Annotated in this window: 11 protein-coding genes; 10 read left to right on the plus strand and 1 reads right to left on the minus strand. The window is 33.7% G+C overall.

Annotated features, from left to right (window positions below; genetic code table 11):
• The first annotated feature begins 18 nt into the window (after window positions 1–18).
• The 9 genes from BLR17_RS06370 to BLR17_RS06410 all read left to right on the plus strand — a co-directional run bounded on the left by BLR17_RS06370 (window position 19) and on the right by BLR17_RS06410 (window position 14228).
• Window positions 19–4047, plus strand: coding sequence for a hybrid sensor histidine kinase/response regulator transcription factor (locus tag BLR17_RS06370; RefSeq protein ID WP_066326695.1), 4029 nt, complete (start codon window positions 19–21; stop codon window positions 4045–4047).
• A gap of 426 nt (window positions 4048–4473) precedes the next feature.
• On the plus strand, window positions 4474–6045 hold the full coding sequence (locus BLR17_RS06375; protein ID WP_066326694.1) for an MFS transporter: 1572 nt from the start codon (window positions 4474–4476) through the stop codon (window positions 6043–6045).
• Between the two features lie 187 nt (window positions 6046–6232).
• On the plus strand, window positions 6233–7072 hold the full coding sequence (gene kduI / locus BLR17_RS06380; RefSeq protein ID WP_066326693.1) for a 5-dehydro-4-deoxy-D-glucuronate isomerase: 840 nt from the start codon (window positions 6233–6235) through the stop codon (window positions 7070–7072).
• Between the two features lie 6 nt (window positions 7073–7078).
• Window positions 7079–7867, plus strand: a complete 789-nt coding sequence (locus tag BLR17_RS06385; RefSeq protein ID WP_066326691.1) for a gluconate 5-dehydrogenase — start codon at window positions 7079–7081, stop codon at window positions 7865–7867.
• A gap of 17 nt (window positions 7868–7884) precedes the next feature.
• Complete coding sequence (gene uxaC, locus BLR17_RS06390) at window positions 7885–9294, plus strand: glucuronate isomerase (RefSeq protein ID WP_066326690.1); 1410 nt, start codon at window positions 7885–7887, stop codon at window positions 9292–9294.
• A gap of 111 nt (window positions 9295–9405) precedes the next feature.
• Window positions 9406–10428, plus strand: a complete 1023-nt coding sequence (locus BLR17_RS06395) for a sugar kinase (RefSeq protein ID WP_066326689.1) — start codon at window positions 9406–9408, stop codon at window positions 10426–10428.
• Between the two features lie 11 nt (window positions 10429–10439).
• On the plus strand, window positions 10440–11111 hold the full coding sequence (locus BLR17_RS06400; RefSeq protein WP_066326687.1) for a bifunctional 4-hydroxy-2-oxoglutarate aldolase/2-dehydro-3-deoxy-phosphogluconate aldolase: 672 nt from the start codon (window positions 10440–10442) through the stop codon (window positions 11109–11111).
• 31 nt (window positions 11112–11142) lie between these two features.
• On the plus strand, window positions 11143–12585 hold the full coding sequence (locus BLR17_RS06405; RefSeq protein ID WP_066327496.1) for a tagaturonate reductase: 1443 nt from the start codon (window positions 11143–11145) through the stop codon (window positions 12583–12585).
• A gap of 26 nt (window positions 12586–12611) precedes the next feature.
• Window positions 12612–14228 carry a UxaA family hydrolase gene (locus BLR17_RS06410; RefSeq protein WP_066326686.1) on the plus strand — a complete coding sequence of 539 codons (1617 nt, stop codon included), beginning with the start codon at window positions 12612–12614 and terminating at the stop codon, window positions 14226–14228.
• Window positions 14229–14293: 65 nt separating this feature from the next.
• Here BLR17_RS06410 and BLR17_RS06415 read toward each other — a convergent pair whose 3' ends face one another.
• On the minus strand, window positions 14294–15325 hold the full coding sequence (locus tag BLR17_RS06415; protein ID WP_066326685.1) for a LacI family DNA-binding transcriptional regulator: 1032 nt from the start codon (window positions 15323–15325) through the stop codon (window positions 14294–14296).
• A gap of 351 nt (window positions 15326–15676) precedes the next feature.
• Here BLR17_RS06415 and BLR17_RS06420 point away from each other — a divergent pair, with 351 nt between their 5' ends.
• The gene (locus BLR17_RS06420; RefSeq protein WP_066326684.1) at window positions 15677–17116 is read left to right on the plus strand and encodes a glycoside hydrolase family 28 protein; all 1440 of its coding nucleotides are present in this window, start codon (window positions 15677–15679) and stop codon (window positions 17114–17116) included.
• The last annotated feature ends 34 nt before the right edge of the window (window positions 17117–17150 follow it).

Below are 17150 nucleotides of genomic sequence, written 5' to 3' on the forward strand. Positions count from 1 at the left end.
GCCATAAACCATTTTTTTATGAAATTTAAACTAACCATAATTTTCATTTTTTTGATTTCAATGTTCAATTGTATTGGACAGAATATAAAATTTGAACATTATAATGAGAATAATGGTCTTTCTTACAATTCGGTTAGACATATTGTTCAGGATAAAAAAGGTTTCTTGTGGTTGGGGACTTTTTTTGGGTTGAATCGTTTTGACGGTTATCAGTTTAAGCCGTATATGAGTGCCAATTTGGGAAAGGATAAAATTAATAATGATGATATTACGGCTTTAGAATATGATAAATCGGCTAATAATTTATGGATAGGAACCCGAAAAGGACTTACCCTTTTTAATTTAGAAAATTATACGTATAAAGTTTTTTTACCTCAAAAAGGGAATTCTAATGGTTTACCGGATGAGGAAATCCGAGCAGTACATGTTGATAAATTTAAACATATATGGATTGGGACAAAAGTTGGAGGTCTTTGTGTTTATGATTCGAATACCAATCGGTTTACGAAAGTTTATTTAAAAGGATTCGATTATATCAAAGATATTTTTGAAGATAAGAATGGCGTAATTTGGGTTGGAAGTTATGGTAAGGGTTCTGTTGCTAAGATATTTTTGGACTCAAAAGGAAAGATAGCAAGAATTATCAGATATGTTTTGACAGTTCCAAATTCGACTGAAATAAATCCTTATATTAATTTTATTTATGAAAATGCCAAGTCGGATTTGTTTATAGGTACCCGTGCAGGTCTTTATAAATTAGATAAGAGCAGAAATGTTTTTGTCAATCTCTATATAAAAGATGATGTTTTAAGAAATAAATTAGGACCTTATTTTGTTTCAATTGCTCAGGCTCCTGATGGTAAATATTGGGTGGGAACCTTAGGCGGACTTTTGGTTTGTAATCAATTAGAAGATATTGCAGTAGGAAAATTTAGTCGTTACTATTCGGTTTTGACTGATAATACTTCTTTGGTAGACAATTTAATTACCGCTTTGTATTTTGATGCTTCGGGTGTGCTTTGGATTGGTACCGAAGAAGGTTTGGATAAATACGATCCTTATGGAAATCAGTTTAAACTGAATAAGGATATTTCTTTGTATAATGAAAATCAGGCACCTAGTATCAGGGGATTTGCTAAAACGTATGATGGGAAAGTAATTGCGCTTTCGAGATATAATGGGCTTTTTATTTCTAAGGATAAAAAATTTGTACCGCTTTTTAATCCTAAAAAAGATATAGCCAGCATCTATTCAGCCGATGGAAAGGTTTTTTACTGCGGTTTGTGGAATGGTCAGGTTTTGGTATATAATTACACAGGAAACAGTTCCAGATTAATTAATCTTGGTTTTACTAATTCGGTAATTTCTTTTGTAAAAGCCGATGCTAATTCTTTAGTAGTAGGTTCTTTTGGTGAAGGAGCAGTCATTATCGATCCGCAAACTTTGCAAATAAAAGTACCTAAGGGAGTGTTACTTCCTAATGTGCAAATTGATAAAGTAATTGTAGACAGGGCAAAGAATTTGTGGTTTGCAACCGAGACCGGAATTGTAAAATACAATTTGAGTTCTAAAAAACAGCGGTTGTATACTAAAGAAACTAATAAAAAGACAGGTTTACCGGAGAATAATGTGAGCGATATTTTAATGGATTCCGGAGGTACAATTTGGGCAGCAACTGTAAAAGGATTAGCGATGTATGTTCCTGCTGAAGATAATTTTGAGATTGTTTCAGGACTTAAGGATATTAAAGATAAGTGGATTACTGATTTAGCTGAAGACGGAGAAGGCTATTTGTGGTTAAACATTAATGATAATAGTGTAGCAAGATATAAAAAAGGGCAAAAGACGGTCAATATCTATTATGTAAATAGTGGAAACAGGCTTGATGTGTTTAGTTCTAAAGGATTTTTTAATTTTAATAATTCGACTATTTATTTGGGAGGAAAAAATGGAATTATTTATTTTAATACCAATAGTATAAAAGAAAATAAATGGGCTCCGTCTCCTATAGTTACTGAGTTTAAAGTGCACAACGAAGAGGTTTTTCCGGGTATTGTTATTGATGGTCAAATTCCTTTGAAAAAGAGCATCAATTATCAGAAAGAGGTCGAACTGAATTATACCAACCGTAATTTTTCTATTCAATTTTCGGCTCCTTCTTACACTAATGAGCGACTCAATAAATTTGAGTATATGTTAGAAGGCTTTGATAAAAACTGGATTACTACTAATAGTGATTCCAGAACCATTCAGTATACTAACCTTAATCCTAATGAGTATGTTTTTAAAATCAGAGCCCGAAATAGTGACGGTGTTTGGAGTAAAACCACAGCTTATAAAATAACCATTTTACCTCCTTTTTGGACTAATACAAAGATTTTTCTGTTGCTAGTGATGATACTTTCGGTTTCGTCTTATTATGTTAGAAAAGAAATCAAATCCCGAATTAAATTAAGACAGGCACTTCTGTTAGAAAGAGTAAAGCGAGATAGCGACGAGCGCTTGTCTAATGAGAAATTACAGTTTTTTACCAATATATCTCATGAGTTAAGAACACCATTAACATTGATACTCGGACCGGCAAAACAGTTATTGGAACAAAATGATGGTTTGGATTACGATAAAACAAAGCTGCATTTAATTTATCAAAATGCGAGCAGGTTGCTATTATTGGTAAATCAGATTTTAGATTTTAGAAAAGCACAATCTGGAAAATTAAAATTAAAAGTGTCCAAGACTGAAATAGTTGCTAATACGCAAACTGTTTTTGATTCCTTTACTCAGCTGGCGCAGGAAAAGGAAATCAATTTTAATTTTAATTGTGAGTTAGAAAGTCTAGAAGGTTGGATAGATATTGATAAGTACCATAAAATACTGTATAATCTACTTTCAAATGCTTTGAAATTCACTAATAATTATGGTACGGTAGATTTGTTTATTGGTACTAAAGAAGAAGATGGAGAGAAAAAGTTAATTGTGGAAGTAAGTGATAACGGTATAGGAATTCCGCTTGAAAGTCAGGAAAAAATATTTTCCAGATTTTATCAGGTTAAAAGCAGTAAAAAAAATAATACCGGATCAGGAATTGGTTTGTCATTGGTGATTTCGTTAGTTGAAGTACACAGGGGACATTTGAATTTAAAGAGTGCTCCAGCTCAAGGGAGTGTTTTTACGTTAGAATTACCAATTTCTAAGGAAAGTTATAAGAAAGATGAAGTTTTTGATATCGAATATAAAGAAGAAGAGGTTAATTACATAGCTGAAGAGAAGATTAAAAGAGGGCATCAAAGCACGCAACTAAAACAGAGTGTTTTAGTTATTGAAGATAATGCCGAGCTTCGTTTTTTTATAGCGGATTATTTGTCGGAGTTTTATAAGGTGTATCAGGCTGAGAATGGAGACGAAGGATTAAATCTTTGCAGGAAAATAAAGCCTGCGCTTTGTGTGGTTGATGCCATGATGCCGGTTATGGGCGGGTTCCAATTTGTAGAGGCTTTAAAAAATGATGAAGATATCAGTCATACAGCCTTAATTATGTTGACAGCCTTATCTGAAAACGAAAATAAAATTAAGGGTTATAATTTAGGCGTTGATGAATATATGGTCAAGCCTTTTGATCCGTCATTGCTGAAAACCCGAATCGATAATATTATAAAGACACGTACTGAGTTAAAACAAAAATTCTCAGGTGAGGTCGAATCAGATGTTTCTACACTGACGCACTCTCAATTAGATGTCGATTTGATTTCGAATATTACAGAATTGATAGAACAAAATATAAGCGACCCTGAACTTACGGCTAATTTTCTATGTTCGGAATTAGGAATGAGTTCGTCTAAATTGTACCGAAAAATCAAACAATTGACGGATTTATCACCCAATGAATTTATTAGGACGGTACGTTTGAAAAAAGCAGCTCAATTGTTAAAATTAAAAGTGAATAATGTTTCGGAAGTGGCTGATAAAGTAGGCTTTAATGATCCTCTGTATTTTAGCAGGTGTTTCAAAAAACAGTTTGGCTATTCGCCGAGCAGGTTGATAAAATAATTTTTTTTTAGTGTTTTGTATTTCAGAAGTTTGATTTTTAAATATTTGGTTGTTTAAATGTTTGGGGAGTTAAAATTTAATAAAAAATCTTGCTTTGGCATAATTTTGGTGACCAAGTTTGGCCAATTACAGATTTTAATACATAAATTAGCGGATGCTTAAATTAAAAGTTTAATTTTTGCGGAGAATATTTATTTATGTTAGATTTTTTTAAATTTAACATAAAATATTTGTGGTTCAATTATTAAGAATTACATTTGTGTAATCGATTGCATCGTTTTTGATGTGACTGATTTTATAATTGTTGCGCTTTATTTTTTAATATAGCGCTAATTTTTTTGTCTTTTTCTAAAACGATTTCGGTAAAAAAATAAAAGAGAAAAGTAATGAATATTAACATTAACTAAATTTATAAATATTTTAATTATGAACCAAACAAACAAAGCTGTTGGGAATTATCGCTGGACAATATGTTCTTTATTGTTTTTTGCAACAACTATTAATTATTTAGACAGACAGGTTCTTTCTTTAACATGGAGTGATTTTATTTCTCCTGAATTTCATTGGACAAACAACGATTATGGTAATATCACTGCTTTGTTTTCAATTTTCTACGCAGTTTCTTTGTTGTTTGCGGGGAAGTTTGTAGACTGGATGGATACTAAAAAAGGATTTCTTTGGGCAATTGGTGTTTGGTCTATAGGGGCTTGTTTGCATGCTTTTGCAGGTATTGCAACTTCTGGAATTATCACAGGGAATTGGTTTGTTGGTTTTGGAGGAGCTAAAGAGATTATAGGAACAATTAATGATACAGCATTGGTTATTAATGTGAGTGTGACTTTGTTTATTTTTGCCCGTTTTGTATTGGCAGTTGGGGAAGCGGGGAACTTTCCGGCAGCTATTAAAACTACAGCAGAATATTTCCCTAAAAAAGACCGAGCTTTTGCTACAAGTATATTTAATGCAGGAGCGACTGTAGGTGCTTTGGCGGCTCCAATTACAATTCCGTTTATCGCTAAATCTTTTGGGTGGGAGATGGCTTTTATTATTATTGGAGCATTAGGTTTTATTTGGATGGGATTTTGGATTTTTATGTATGATAAACCGGAAAGCCATTCAAGAGTTAATGCTGCTGAATTGGAATATATTCAACAAGATATTGTTGCTGATAGTAAAATTGAAGGTTATATTCCTGAAACCACTACAAAAGTTTCTTTGAAAGATTGTTTTAAATATAAACAAACTTGGGCTTTTGCTTTTGGTAAATTTATGACAGATGGGGTTTGGTGGTTCTTTTTGTTTTGGACACCGGCTTATTTAAGTTCTGTTTATGATATGGATTCAACAGAGGCTGCTTTTCCTTTATTTGTTTTGTATGTTATTACTTTGTTGTCAATCATTGGAGGTTGGTTGCCAACTTATTTCGTAGAGAAAAAAGGAATGAATCCTTATGAAGGAAGAATGAAGGCGATGTTGATTTTTGCATTTTTCCCATTGTTGGCTTTGGTAGCTCAGCCGTTAGGATATATTTCTTATTGGGTACCTGTAATTATTATTGGTATTGCCGGAGCTGCTCATCAGGCCTGGTCTGCTAATATCTTTACTACTGTAGGAGATATGTTTCCTAAAAAAGCTATTGCTACTATTACAGGTATTGGTGGTTTAGCCGGAGGTTTGGGTTCAACATTGATTAATAAAGGTTCAGGAGTCTTATTTGATTTTACTCAACGAAACTGGAGTATGATTAATGGTCAGTCTTTGTTAGAAAAATATCCGCAATTTCTAAATCCTGATACAGAGAAAGTATTTTTAAAAGAAAAAGGAGTTGCTAATATAGGGGAGTTTCTGAAAATGTTGTCTGAATCGGGAGATACTGTGGTTAATGGTATAAATTCAGGATATATGATTATTTTCTCTATTTGTGCGGTGTGTTATTTGATAGGTTGGATGGTTATGAAATCATTAGTGCCTAAATATTCGCCTATTACCGATTTGTAGTAAAACTTATAAAAGTTCTCTTGTTGAAATACAAGAGAGCTTTTTTTCTTTTTTTAACTTTTTATAATGAACTTGTTTTTTGTAATTCAGCTTGAGAAATAAATTAAATTAATATCTTTGTAATCGATTACATTAAACTAAAGAAATAGACTAAAAACTAAACTAACATAATTAAAATTAATTGAGCATGACAAATTATAGTTCCAGATATGCTTCCAGCCCTAAGGCAGTAAAGCAATACGATACAAAACAATTAAGAGATGAATTCTTGATTGATAATTTGATGCAGGAAGATGAGCTTACTTTTACTTACTCGCATTATGACAGATATATTACAGGTTCAGCTGTTCCGGTAAATAAGGATTTAGTTCTTGAAACTATTGATCCTCTAAAATCAACTTATTTTTTAGAGCGAAGAGAAATTGGAATCATTAATGTTGGAGGAAATGGTTCTGTTGTTGTTGAAGGAGAAACTTATGAGCTAGGTTTTAAAGATGCTTTATATATTGGTAGCGGAAACAAAGAAGTGGTATTTAAAAGTGCTGATGCTAAAAACCCGGCTAAATTTTATATCAATTCTGCTCCTGCTCACACTACTTACCCTACAGTAAAGGTTAGTTTGACTGAAGCTAATAAATTACATTTGGGTGCTATGGAAACGGCTAATCACCGTACAGTAAACCAAATGATTATTGGAAGTGTGGTGACTACTTGTCAGTTGCAAATGGGAATGACGGAGTTAAAACCGGGAAGTGTTTGGAATACAATGCCTGCTCACGTACACGATCGTCGTATGGAGGTTTATTTTTATTTAGACATTCCTGAAAATCAGGCGGTTTGTCACTTTATGGGTGAGCCACAGGAAACAAGACATATCTGGATGAACAATCATCAGGCAGTAATTTCTCCGCCATGGTCTATCCATTCAGGAGCGGGAACATCTAATTATACTTTTATCTGGGGTATGGCAGGTGAAAACTTAGATTACGGAGATATGGATGTTTGTAAAATTACTGATTTAAGATAGTCAAAAATGACCAATTTATTTAATTTAAAAGGAAAAAGAGCCCTTATTACCGGAGGTACTCATGGTTTAGGTTTAGCCATGGCCGAAGGTTTGGCTCAAGCCGGTGCCGAATTGGTTGTTACTGGGACAACTCCTTCTAAAATGGAAGAAGCTCTTTCTTATTATAAAAGTAAAGGTTATGCCGCTTCCGGATATTTATTTGATGTAACCAATGAAAAAACGGCTGCTGAAAATGTAGCATTAATTATTAAAGAGCAGGGTCAGATTGATATCTTAATTAATAATGCAGGAATTATTAAGAGAGAATTGGCTATTGATATGGCTGTTAGTGATTTTAGACAAGTAATAGAAGTTGATTTGATAGGCCCTTTTATTATGTCTCAATTAGTGGCTAAACAAATGATTGAGCGCCAATCAGGAAAAATTATCAATATTTGTTCTATGATGAGTGAGTTAGGCAGAACTAATGTTTCTGCTTATGCTGCTGCAAAAGGAGGTTTGAAAATGCTTACTCGCAATTTAGCAACCGAATGGGCTAAATATAATATTCAGGTAAATGGAATTGGTCCGGGATATTTTGCTACTTCACAAACAGAGCCTATTCGTGTAAATGGAAATCCGTTTAATGACTTTATCATCAGCAGAACACCGGCAGGCCGTTGGGGAGATCCTGAGGATTTAGCCGGAGCTACTGTGTTTTTGGCTTCTGAAGCAAGTAAGTTTGTTAATGGACAGGTTATTTATGTTGATGGTGGAATATTGGCTACCATTGGTAAACCTTCAAATGAAAATTAATATTTAAGAAAATTATAATGAGTACTTTTATAAACGATAACTTTTTATTAGAAAATAAATTCGCAGAAGAATTATACCATAATTATTCTAAGAACCAACCGATTATTGATTACCACAATCACCTGAATCCTCAGTTTATTGCCGAAGATAAAATTTTCAGCAACATTACTGATGTTTGGATTAAAGGAGATCACTACAAATGGAGAGCGATGCGTACTTTAGGTATCAACGAGCAATTTGTTACTGGTAATGGTTCTGATAAAGATAAATTTTTAAACTGGGCAAAAACGGTTCCGTATACAATGCGTAATCCATTGTACCACTGGACGCACTTAGAATTAGCTCGTTATTTTGATATTACTGATTTATTAAACGAAAAATCAGCTGAAAGAATCTACGATGAAACTTCTGCTAAAGTAAATTCTGCTGAATACAGCACAAGAAACTTGTTACGTAAAGTAAATGCTGAATTAGTTTGTACGACTGAAGATCCTATCGATAGTTTAGATTTTCACGAGCAATTAGCTAAAAGTGATTTCAAAACTACAGTAAGTACAGCTTTCAGACCTGATAAAGCGATCTTAATTGCAAATGACGGATACAACGAATACCTTGATGTTTTAGGACAAAAAGCTTCTATTGAAATCAATACTTATGCTGATTTACAAGCTGCTTTAAGAAACAGAATTGAGTATTTTAATGCGAATGGTTGCCAACTTTGTGACCACGGATTAGACCAAATTTATTTCGAAAATTATACTGAAAGCGAAGTGGTTGCTATTTTCAAAAAGAAAAGAGAAAACCAGGCTATCAGCAATGAAGAAGCATTGAAATTCCAAAGTGCAATTTTAGTTTTCTTATGTGAAACGTATCATGAATTTGGATGGGTACAACAATTTCACTTAGGAGCTTTGAGAAACAATAATGCACGTATGCACCGTATTTTAGGACCTGATACAGGATGGGATTCTATCGGTGATTATCCACAGGCTCAAAAATTATCTGCTTTCTTAAATGCTTTGGATAGTAAAGATAAATTGACTAAGACTATTATTTATAACCTGAATCCTGCTGACAACGAAGTGATGGCTACTATGATTGGTAACTTTAACGACGGAAGTGTTAGAGGTAAAGTACAATTTGGTTCAGGATGGTGGTTCTTAGATCAAAAAGACGGTATGACAAAACAATTAAACGCATTGTCTAACATGAGTTTAATTAGCTGTTTTGTAGGGATGTTGACTGATTCAAGAAGTTTCCTGTCTTTCCCAAGACACGAATATTTCCGTCGTATTCTTTGTAACCTTTTAGGAGACGAAATCAAAAGAGGTGAATTGCCTGCTTCTGAAATGGAATGGATTGGAAAAATGGTTTCTGATATTAGCTACGGTAATGCTAAGGAATATTTTAAATTTCCGGTAAAATAATTAAAGTATAATTTATAAAAATTTTCATTTGAAATCGCCATGATTCAATTATTAAGAATATAAATGAAGAATGGCGATTACATATTCCTTGAAAAAAAATATTAACTACATATGAAAAAAGTAGTCACTTTTGGAGAAATTCTACTGCGTTTGTCTACAGACAGACATTTGAGGTTTGCTCAGGCTGAATCGTATAAAGCGACCTATGGCGGAGGAGAATTTAATGTTGCTGTTTCACTTGTAAATTACGGGATGAAAGCAGAATTTGTTACTAAAGTACCTAATAATGAATTAGGGAATTGTGCAATTCACGAAATGCGCAAACTGGATGTAGATTGTCAAAATGTAATGAAAGGTGGGGATCGCTTAGGGATTTATTTCCTTGAAACAGGAACCAGTACACGTGCGAGTAATGTAATTTACGACAGAGCTAACAGTTCAATGTCTACTTTGAAAAAAGGAGAGTTTGACTGGAAAGAAATTTTAAAGGATGCTACCTGGTTTCACTGGAGCGGAATTACTCCGGCTCTTTCTGAAACTGCAGCCGAAGCTTGTTTTGAAGCAATAAAAGCAGCTCACGAGTTAGGATTAACTATTTCTACTGATTTGAATTACCGTTCAAAACTTTGGAATTATGGGAAACAACCTAAAGATGTGATGCCAGAAATGTTAAAGTACAGTAATATTATCTTAGGAGACATAGATACTGCTAACTTTATGTTAGGTTTAGATAAAGTAGATCCTGATTATCAGGAAGTTCATACGTTGCCGGCTTTGTATAATGAAGTGTTTAAACTTTGTCCTGAATTAAAATACATGTCAACTACTTTACGTTATTCTGTTAGTGCTTCTCACCAACGAATTGGAGGAATCCTTTATGATGGAAAAGAAGTATTTAAAGCTGCAGTTCAGGAGGTTACTCCGGTTGTGGACAGAGTAGGTAGTGGAGATGCTTTTATGGGAGGTTTAATCTATGGTTTAAATGAAGAGCCATTGGATAAACAAAGAGCGTTGAACTTTGCGGTTGCTGCTTGTTGTTTAAAACACACCATCTACGGAGATTATAATTTAATTACTAAAAATGAAATTGAAAAATTACTTGATGGAGATTTCACAGGTAAGGTTTCTAGATAAAAAAAGATAAAATGGCTCAATTTACACGTATAGAAGTTGCAACTGCAATGAAAGAAACAGGGATGATTCCTTTGTTTTTTAGTAATGATCTGGAATTAAGTAAGAATGTATTGAAAGCTTGTTACGATGGTGGTGCCCGTTTGATGGAGTTTACTGCCAGAGGAGATTTCGCTCACGAAGTTTTTGCTGAATTGACAAAATATGCTATCAAAGAATTGCCTGGAATGATTATGGGCGTTGGTTCGGTAACGGATGCCGCTGCTGCTTCATTGTATATGCAGTTAGGAGCTAACTTTATTGTAACTCCGGTATTCAGAGAAGATATTGCTATAGCTTGTAACCGTAGAAAAGTATTATGGTCTCCTGGTTGTGGTACGCTTTCTGAAATTGCCAGAGCTGAGGAATTAGGATGTGAGATTGTTAAATTGTTCCCGGGAGAAATCTACGGTCCACAATTTATCAAAGGTGTTAAAGGACCTTGTCCTTGGACAAACATCATGCCTACAGGAGGTGTTTCTACCGAGAGAGATAATTTGAAATCATGGTTTGATGCAGGAGCTTACTGTGTTGGAATTGGTTCTCAGTTAATTTCTGCTTCAGTTTTACAAAGCAGAGATTACGAAGGATTAACTCAAAAAGTAAAAGAAACTATAGCAATTATTGCTGATTTACGTAAAAAATAAAAAAATAATAGAAGCAATTATGTCAGAAGTAATGGAAAAATTAAATAGAAAAAACAGAGGGTTAGAAAAGTTAAACCCAATAAAAGTAGTTCAGTTTGGTGAAGGTAACTTCTTGAGAGCTTTTGTTGATTATGCTTTTCAAAGATTAAACAATGAAGTTGATTTCAATGCTGGTATTGCTATGGTTCAGCCATTAGCAGGTGGTATGGTAAACATGATAAATGAGCAGGATGGTCTTTATACATTGTTTATGAATGGAATCAAAAAAGGAGAAAAAATTCAGGATATTCAGTTAATTACTAATGTTGTAAAAGGAATCAATCCTTATACTGATTTTGCAGATTTTTTAGCATTAGCTAAAGAAGAAGAACTTCAGTTTATTGTTTCAAACACTACTGAGGCCGGAATTGAATTCGTTAATACTGATACTCCGGATATGCAGCCACCGGCTTCATTTCCTGCTAAGTTGACTCTTTTGTTACAAGAAAGATTCAAACATTTCAATGGAGATGCTTCTAAAGCAGTGACTATCATTCCTTGTGAATTGATTGATTATAATTCAGAAGCTTTGAAAAAGTGTATCTTACAATATTGCGATTTATGGAATTTAGACGCTGCATTTAAAAAATGGGTTTCAGAAGATTGTACGTACCACAGTACTTTGGTGGACAGAATTGTTCCTGGTTATCCAAGAGCTGAAATTGAAGAATACAATAGTAAATTGGATTACCAAGACAACTTAATTGTTGCTGCTGAGCCATTCTTCCTTTGGGCTATTGAAGGAGGTGAGGATTTGAAAGCTAAATTGCCTTTCCATAAAACAGATTTGAATGTGAAGATTGTTGATGATATTCGTCCTTTCAAAATGATTAAAGTGCGTATTTTGAACGGTGCGCATACAGCAATGGTTCCTGTTTCTCTTTTATATGGTAACAAATTAGTTATGGAAACAGTTAATGGAGGTTTCACAGGACCGTTTGTAGATAACGTAATCAGTGAAATTAGCGAAACGCTTCCTATGGATAAAAATGAAATCACTGCTTATGCTGAAGAGGTAATGGATCGTTTTAAAAATCCATTTATTAAGCATGCATTAGCTGATATTGCTTTAAACTCAATCTCAAAATTCAAAGTAAGAGTATTACCAAGTTTATTAGGTTACTATAATAATACAAAAACGCTTCCTACTAGTTTGACTTTTTCATTAGCTTGTTTAATTCAATTTTACAAAGGAACTTGGAATAACGAAGCTTTACCGGTAAAAGATACTCCGGAATTAGTTGAAGCATTCAAAAAAGCTTGGGAATTAGGAAGTTTAGAATCAATTGTAGCTGCAGTTTTAGCTAATACAGATTTCTGGGATGAAGATTTAAATAAAGTAGACGGACTTGCACAAGCCTTAGTGCTTGCATTAAATGAAATTGAAGCCAACGGTATTGAGCAAGGCTATATCAATTTTTCTCAAAAAAACTAAGAAATAAAAAAAATCAAGTTAGTAAGATGCAAAAGAAATTAATAAAAGTAGACCCTTCAGATAATGTGGCTGTAGCGTTAGTAAACCTGACTGCTGGAGAAAAAATCCAATTTGAAGGAGAAGAAGTTTTAGTATTGTCAGATACTAAAATGAAGCATAAGATTGCGATGAAAGATTTTGAAGTTGGTGACAAAATCTACATGTATGGTGTAATCGTGGGTAAAGCCAGTCAAAAAATTGCTAAAGGTGATGTTATTGCTACTACCAATGTAAAACACGAAAGTGCTAAAGTAACCGGTAAAACGGAAACTATTGGTTGGGAAGTTCCTAATGTTGACAAATGGAAAGATAAAACTTTCATGGGTTACCAACGTGAGGACGGACAAGTAGGTACTGAAAACGTATGGTTGTTTTTTCCATTAGTGTTTTGTGAAAACAGAAATATCGAAATCTTAAAAGATATTTTTGAAAAAGAATTAATGAAACCAAAAGAAAACGATTACCAATTGTTGTTGCGTTCATTAGTGAAATCAGAAACTGGAGGTCATGGTAACGAAGCGGCTTCAAATGATGCTGATTTGTTCAATAATATCGAGGTTAAATTCATTACGCACCAAGGTGGTTGTGGAGGAATTCGTCAGGATGCGCATAGTTTAGCTAAATTATTAGCCGGATATGTAAACAATCCTAACGTAGCCGGAGCAACAGTTTTGAGTTTAGGTTGTCAAAACTTACAAATCTCAATTTTCCAGGAAGCTTTAAATGCTATCAATCCTAATAATAAGAAACCGGTTTTAATCTACGATCAACAGTCTATCGGTACTATCGAAGCCATGTTGAACAGTGTGGTTAAGGATTCTTTTGAGGCTATCAAAAAAGCGAATCAAATTAAGAGAACGCCGGCTCCATTATCTAAATTAAGAATTGGTTTAGAGTGTGGTGGTTCTGATGGATTCTCAGGAATTTCTGCTAATCCAACATTAGGAGTGTTATCTGATAAGTTAGTAGCTTTAGGAGGGACTACAATTCTTTCTGAATTCCCTGAATTATGTGGAGTTGAGCAGGAATTAGTAAACCGTTGTGTGGATGATAAAGACGGTCAGCGTTTCTTAGATTTAATGAAATGGTATGAGAAAACAGTTGTTGATGCAGGATCAGGATTTGATATGAATCCTTCTCCGGGTAACATCAAAGACGGTTTGATTACTGATGCAATGAAATCAGCTGGAGCTGCTAAAAAAGGAGGGACTTCTCCAATTGCAGGTGTTTACGATTACGGTGAATACATCAACGAGCCAGGTTTTACATTGTTATGTACTCCAGGAAACGACGTAGAATGTACAACAGCAATGGTAGGTTCTGGAGCAAATATGGTATTGTTTACAACAGGTTTAGGAACTCCAACAGGAAATCCAATTGCTCCGGTTGTAAAAGTATCGTCTAACACTCAGTTAGCTCAAAAAATGTCTGATATTATCGATTTCAACACTGGTGGAATTATCACAGGAGATAAATCGATTGAAGAAACAGCTGACGAAATGTTAGAGTTTATTATTAAAGTGGCTAGTGGTGAAGTAAAAACCAAGGCTGCTGTTTTAAACCAAAATGACTTTATTCCTTGGAAACGTGGAGTATCGCTATAAAGATTGTTTTTAGATTTTGTTTTTAGTTAAAAAGGGAGGTTGTTTTTTTAAAACGCCTCCCTTTTTTAAATACTTGCTATTCTGGTTGAAGATTGTCTGATGAGTAATTTAGGCATCAAAACGACTTGAATTTCCGATTTTTTATTCTCTTTATTATTTATTTTTTCTAAAAATACCTGTGCGGCTGTTTTTCCCATTTCCAGTGGCGATTGATCAACTGAGGAAATAGACAATTCCATGAATTTGGTAAAAGGTTCGTTTCCAAAGCCAAACACACAAAAATCTTCAGGGATTTTTATACCGTGTTCTTTTAATTTTTGAATAGCGCCTAAGGCAGCAAAATCACTGGTAGAGAAAATAGCATTAGGAGGATTTTCCAGCGCTAATAATTTTTCTACTGCATCTCGTCCTTCAACCACATTACTTTTTATATTGATAATGTAATCCTTGTTTATAGAAATGTTATTGTCTAGTAAGGCTTGTTCGTATCCTCTGTAGCGGTCTTCATAGATTTCTAAAGAACGATCTCCTGAAAAATAGGCAATTTTGTCGCAGCCTTGTTCAAGAAGATGTTGTGTAGTTTGGTAAGAAGCCATATAATCATCAATAGTTACCGAACTTACATTCTTAATCTCCTTTTTTCGGTCAAAAAATATCAAAGGGATATTTTTCTGTATTACGCGTTCAATATAATGATTGTTTTCATCCGGAAGATTAGATATAGACATTAAGATACCGTCAACCTGAGCGTTTAAGAGCGTGTTTATGTTTTCTATTTCCCTGTTCTCGTCTTCGTGAGTTTGGCAAATAATCACCTGATAACCTTCAGGATGTAGTTCCTCTTCTATTCCTCTGATAACAGAGGCGAAGAAATTAGTATTAATTCGGGGTACTATAACGCCTACATTATTGCTTTTTCCACTTCTTAGTGCTAATGCTAATTTGTTTTGCTTGTAATTCATTTTATTAGCCGTTTCAAGGACTAATTTTCGGGTGCTTTGACTTATTTTTGGATTATTGTTCAAAGCTCTCGAAACGGTTGCAGCAGTTATATTTAGTGCTTTAGCAATGTCATAAATTGTTGTTTTTTCACTCATTATGTAATTAATCTGTGTGGGTAAAAATAATATATTTTATATAATTATTTGTATAATGCTGATTTTGACAAGTTTTTAAAAAGAAAAAAAGATTAGTTATTCTTTTTTTTATCAAAAATAGGGTTTTATAGTATTTAAAGAATAAAAGATGTATTTTTTTATTAAATAAAAATAATTCTTATTTTTATTGAGTTTATGTTTTTATTTTGAGACTTTTTATAGTTTTATTTAAAAAATATCTATAGATTTGTGTAATCGATTACATGATGTTATGAGTCTTTGTTTCTGCTTTTATTGGAATTTATAGCGTTGAAACTTCTGAAGTTTAAATTTATTTAATTTTTTTAATCAATGAAAAATAAAATCTATAGCTCGTTTTTCTGTTTTTTTATCATTTTTATATCGTCCTTTTTTGTTAACTGTTCTGCGCAAAAGAAGGTTGATGTTTTGACTGATCCTTGGAAAGTAAAGCAGCAAATTGAGAAAGCTGTTGTAGCTCCTGTTTTTGCAAATAAAAACTATAGTATTGTTGATTATGGAGCAAAGAGTGACGGAGTAATTAATAATTCGGAAGCTTTCAAAAAAGCTATTGCAGCCTGTTCTAAAAACGGAGGAGGTAAGGTAGTTGTTCCTGCCGGTAAATTTTTAACCGGACCAATTCATTTGGATAATAATGTAAATCTTCATTTGGAAGACGGAGCTGAAATCTTGTTCAGTACTAAATCTTCTGATTACCCATTAGTAAGAACTTCATTTGAAGGAACGGAATTGATGAATCATTCGCCGCTGATATATGCTTACAATAAAAAGAATGTCGCCGTTACCGGTAAAGGAATTTTGAATGGTCAGGCTAATAATGATAATTGGTGGTATTGGTGCGGAGCGAAACATTATGGTTGGGCTGAAGGAAGAGGCAATCAAAATGATCCTAAAAACCGTATTCGTTTAGTTGAATCGGCTGAACAAGGCGTTCCGGTTGAAGAAAGGATATATGGAGAAGGTTCTTATTTAAGACCCAATTTTGTTGAGTTTTTTGGCTGCACCGATGCTTTAATCAAAGATGTGAAGATTGTAAATTCTCCATTTTGGGTAATACATCCTATGAAATCGGTTAATGTGACTGTTGATGGAGTAACTGTGGAAAGTCATGGTCCAAATAATGACGGTTGCGATCCTGAATATTCTAAAAACGTAATCATTAAAAATTGTTCTTTTAATACAGGTGACGATTGTATTGCTATAAAAGCCGGAAAAGATGCTGATGGAAGAAGAGTAGCGATGAAAAGTGAGAATATCATTGTTGAAAATTGTAAAATGCTTGACGGTCATGGTGGAGTTGTAATTGGAAGTGAAATGACCGGCGGAGTGAAAAATGTTTTTGTTGAAAATTGTGCTATGGATAGTCCAAATTTAGACAGAGCCATTCGTATAAAATCGAATTCCAGAAGAGGAGGACTTGTTGAAAATGTTTTTGTTAGAAACATCGAAGTGGGGCAGGTTAAGGAATGTGTTTTAATATTGGATATGTTCTATAATGTGTATGGTAACCAAACCGGTTCTTTTATTCCGCAGGTTAAAAACATTGTACTTGAAAACATGAAAGTTAAAGATGCCGGAAAGTATGGGATTTTAGCCAAAGGTTATAAAGAATTGCCTATAGAGAATGTGATTCTTAAAAATGTAATAATAGATAAGGCGCAATCTCCATTTTCGGTAGAAAATGTAAAAAATCTACAGTTTATCAATACGTTTATCAACGGCAAAAAAGTAGAAAGCCCTAAAGATTTATAAAAGGTTAGGGAACTTATTTGGTTTAGACAGAATT

It is taken from the genome of Flavobacterium glycines (genome assembly GCF_900100165.1).
Lineage (GTDB): Bacteria > Bacteroidota > Bacteroidia > Flavobacteriales > Flavobacteriaceae > Flavobacterium > Flavobacterium glycines.

Bases quoted from the DNA above. Each gene is read 5' to 3' on its own strand.
- BLR17_RS06370 (WP_066326695.1), top strand. From the start codon at position 19: ATGAAATTTAAACTAACCATAATTTTCATTTTTTTGATTTCAATGTTC.
- BLR17_RS06375 (WP_066326694.1), top strand. From the start codon at position 4,474: ATGAACCAAACAAACAAAGCTGTTGGGAATTATCGCTGGACAATATGT.
- kduI (WP_066326693.1), top strand. From the start codon at position 6,233: ATGACAAATTATAGTTCCAGATATGCTTCCAGCCCTAAGGCAGTAAAG.
- BLR17_RS06385 (WP_066326691.1), top strand. From the start codon at position 7,079: ATGACCAATTTATTTAATTTAAAAGGAAAAAGAGCCCTTATTACCGGA.
- uxaC (WP_066326690.1), top strand. From the start codon at position 7,885: ATGAGTACTTTTATAAACGATAACTTTTTATTAGAAAATAAATTCGCA.
- BLR17_RS06395 (WP_066326689.1), top strand. From the start codon at position 9,406: ATGAAAAAAGTAGTCACTTTTGGAGAAATTCTACTGCGTTTGTCTACA.
- BLR17_RS06400 (WP_066326687.1), top strand. From the start codon at position 10,440: ATGGCTCAATTTACACGTATAGAAGTTGCAACTGCAATGAAAGAAACA.
- BLR17_RS06405 (WP_066327496.1), top strand. From the start codon at position 11,143: ATGGAAAAATTAAATAGAAAAAACAGAGGGTTAGAAAAGTTAAACCCA.
- BLR17_RS06410 (WP_066326686.1), top strand. From the start codon at position 12,612: ATGCAAAAGAAATTAATAAAAGTAGACCCTTCAGATAATGTGGCTGTA.
- BLR17_RS06415 (WP_066326685.1), bottom strand. From the start codon at position 15,325: ATGAGTGAAAAAACAACAATTTATGACATTGCTAAAGCACTAAATATA.
- BLR17_RS06420 (WP_066326684.1), top strand. From the start codon at position 15,677: ATGAAAAATAAAATCTATAGCTCGTTTTTCTGTTTTTTTATCATTTTT.